Annotated in this window: 1 protein-coding gene; it reads right to left on the bottom strand. The window is 75.6% G+C overall.

From position 1 onward, the window contains the following. Positions 1-3,560, bottom strand: a 3,560-nt coding sequence (locus ACF07S_RS33390) for an SDR family NAD(P)-dependent oxidoreductase (RefSeq protein ID WP_391975917.1), incomplete at both ends; no start/stop codon positions are given.

Genomic DNA, 3,560 nt, shown 5'->3' with positions numbered 1-3,560 from the left:
CGCCCGCGCCGCCGTCGCGCACGGACGCCGCCAGCCGCGCGGCCTGCTCCCGCACCGCCTCACGCGACTTCGCCGACACCGCCCACGGCAGCCACGCCGGGGCCTGGGCCGGCTCGGTGAGCACGCCGTCCGTCTCCGCGGCCGGGTCGCCGGTCCCGTCGGCGGGCTCGGCCTCCGGGGCCTGTTCGAGGATGAGGTGGCCGTTGGTGCCGCTGATGCCGAAGGAGGAGATGCCGGCACGGCGGGGGTGGCCGGCGTCCGGCCAGGGGGTGGCCTCGGTGACCAGGCGTACGGCACCGCTGGACCAGTCGACGACCGAGGTGGGTTCGGTGATGTGCAGGCTCCTGGGCACCATGCCGTGCCGCATCGCGAGCACCATCTTCATCATGCCGCCGACACCCGCGGCGGCCTGGGTGTGGCCGATGTTCGACTTCAGCGAGCCGAGCAGCAGCGGCCGCTCCGCCGGGCGGTCCTGACCGTAGGTGGCGAGGATGGCCTGGGCCTCGATCGGGTCGCCGAGCGGGGTGCCGGTGCCGTGCGCCTCGACCACGTCGACCTCGGCGGCGGACAGCCCGGCGTTGGCGAGTGCCTGCCGGATGACGCGCTGCTGGGAGGGCCCGTTGGGGGCGGTGAGTCCGTTGGAGGCGCCGTCCTGGTTGAGGGCGGAGCCGCGCACCACGGCGAGCACGGGGTGGCCGTTGCGGCGGGCGTCGGACAGGCGCTCCAGCAGGACGAGGCCGACGCCCTCGGCGAAGCCCATGCCGTCGGCGCCCTCGGCGAAGGCCTTGCAGCGGCCGTCGGGGGCCAGGCCCCGCTGCCGGGAGAACTCCACGTAGGGCTCGGGGGTGGACATGATGGTGACGCCGCCGGCCAGGGCCATGGTGCACTCGCCGGTGCGCAGCGACTGCAGGGCCAGGTGCAGGGCGACCATGGAGGACGAGCAGCCGGTGTCCATGGTGACGGCGGGGCCCTCGAAGCCGTACGTGTAGGACAGGCGGCCGGAGGCGATGCTGGAGGCGTTGCCCGTCATGAGGTGGCCGGCCAGCTGTTCCTGGGCGGCGGCACCGCCGAGGCGGACCTGGTAGTCGGTGTTGATGGTGCCGACGAAGACCCCGGTGGCGGTGGAGCGCAGGGTCTCCGGGTCGATGCCGGCGCGTTCGAACGTCTCCCAGGAGGTCTCCAGGAGCAGGCGTTGCTGCGGGTCCATGGCGAGGGCCTCGCGCGGGGAGATCCCGAAGAACGCCGGGTCGAATCCGGCGACGTCCTGGATGAAGCCGCCCTCACGGCTGTAGGTGGTGCCCTGCCGTTCGGAGTCGGGGTCGTACATCGAGTCGAGGTCCCAGCCGCGGTCGGCGGGCGGGGTGGACACCGCGTCGACCTCGGCGACCATGAGGTCCCAGAGTTCCTCGGGGCTGGTGACCCCTCCGGGGAAGCGGCAGGCCATGGCGACCACGGCCATCGGCTCGTCGGTGACACCGGCCGCGACGACCACGGGGGCGGTGGCGGGCCGTTCTCCGCCGAGCAGCCGGTCCTTGAGGTGGTCGACGACGGCGGCGGTGTTGGGGTAGTCGAACAGCAGCGTCGTGGGCAGCTTGACGTCGGTGGCGGCGGTGATGCGGTTGCGCACCTCGACGGCGGTGAGCGAGTCGAAGCCCAGGTCCTTGAAGGCGCGGTGCACGTCGACGGCCTCGGGCGAGGCGTAGCGCAGGGCGGTGGCGACCTCGGCGCGGACCAGGTCGGTGAGCAGGCGGTCCTGGTCGGCGGGGGCGAGGCCGCGCAGCCGGTCGCGCAGGGCGTGGGTGTCGGGCGCGGCGGCCTTCGCCGCCTCCAGGGCGCGGCGGACCTCGGGCAGGTCGCCGATGAGGGGGCTGGGCCGGGCGGCGGTCAGGGCCCCGGCGTACGACGGCCAGTCGACGTCGACGACGGTGGCGTGCGAGGCGCCTTCGGTGACGGCGGCGCGCAGCGCGGCGACGGCGGTGTCGGGCGCCATCGGGGTGAGTCCGTCGTGGCGCATCCGGTCGGTGAGGACGTCGGCGGTGGCCATGCCGGCGTCGGCCCAGGGGCCCCAGGCGACGGAGGTGACGGGCAGTCCGGCTGCGCGGCGCTGCTCGGCGACGGCGTCGAGGTAGGCGTTGGCGGCGGCGTAGTTGGCCTGTCCGGCGTTGCCGAGGACACCGACGATGGAGGAGAACAGCACGAACATCGACAGGTCGTGGTCGCGGGTGAGTTCGTGCAGGTTGGCGGTGCCGAGGCTCTTGGGGCGCAGGACGGCGTCGAAGCGGTCCAGGGTGAGGGCGTCGAGGACGCCGTCGTCGAGGACGCCCGCGGCGTGGACGACGCCGGTGAGCGGCAGGTCGGCGGGGAGGGACTCGAGGAGCCCGGTGAGCTGGTCGCGGTCGGCGACGTCGCAGTCGGCGACGGTGACGCGGGCGCCGTGGGCGGCGAGTTCGGCGGTGAGTTCGGCGACACCGGGCGCGTCGGGGCCGCGGCGGCTGGTGAGGACCAGGTGCCGGGTGCCTGCGGCGGCCAGGGAGCGGGCGACGTGGGCGCCGAGGGCGCCGGTGCCGCCGGTGATCAGGACGGTGTCGTGCGCCGCCCAGGTGCCGGTGGGGTCGGCGTCGCCCGCGGGCTCGGGCAGCGGCATCCGGGCGAGCCGGCGGGCGTAGGAGCCGGCGGCGCGCACGGCGAGCTGGTCCTCGGGGCCGCCGAGGAGGCCGGGCAGTCGGTCGAGGGCGCGCGGGTCGGGGGTGGGCGGCAGGTCGACGAGCCCGCCCCAGGTGTCGGGGAGTTCGAAGGCGACGGCACGGCCGAAGCCCCAGGTCTCGGCCTGGACGGGCGAGGTCAGCGGGTCCCGGCTGTCGACGGAGACGGCGCCGCGGGTCAGCGCCCACAGCCGGGTGCCGGTGCCGGTGAGGGCGTGCGTCAGGTCCTTGGCGGCGGCGAGGCCGCGCGGCACGGCGGGGTGGTCGGGGTGCGGCCGCTCGTCGAGGGCGAGCAGCGACAGCACTCCGGCGGGTTCCTCGCCGTCGGGGGTGGTGAGCAGGGCGGTGAGGGCGGTGGTGTCCTCGTCGCCGGTCAGGTCGTGGCGTTCGACGCGCAGGCCGCGGGTGGTGAGGGCGGTGAGGACGTCGTCGACCCAGGGGTCGTCGGCGTGCCCGGCCGGGACGAGCGCGGGCCAGCGGCCGGCGGGGACGGGTCCGGCGGCGCCGGTCAGGGGGGTCCAGTGGACGCGGTGGCGCCAGGAGTCGAGGGTGGTGCGCAGGGTGCGGCGGCGGCGCCAGGAGGCGAGTGCGGGCAGCAGGCTGCTGAAGGCCTCGGTGTCGTCGCCGGTGATGTCCAGGACGGTGGACAGCCGGGTGATGTCACCGCTCTCGACGGCGGACCAGAACTCGCCGTCGGCGGGGTCGCCGCCGGTGCCGGCCGGGCGGTCGGTCCCGTCGGGGGTGAGCCAGTACCACTCGCGGCGGAAGGGGTAGGTGGGGAGGTCGACGCGGTGGGGACGGGTGCCTTCGTAGAAGGCGTCCCAGTCGACGTCCGCGCCGTACGCCCACGCCTCGCCC

Origin of the sequence: Streptomyces sp. NPDC016640, from assembly GCF_043076215.1 — a bacterium.
Taxonomy (GTDB): domain Bacteria; phylum Actinomycetota; class Actinomycetes; order Streptomycetales; family Streptomycetaceae; genus Streptomyces.
Note: the sequence above shows the minus strand (reverse complement) of the source record. Positions and strands in the feature narration are given on the sequence as shown.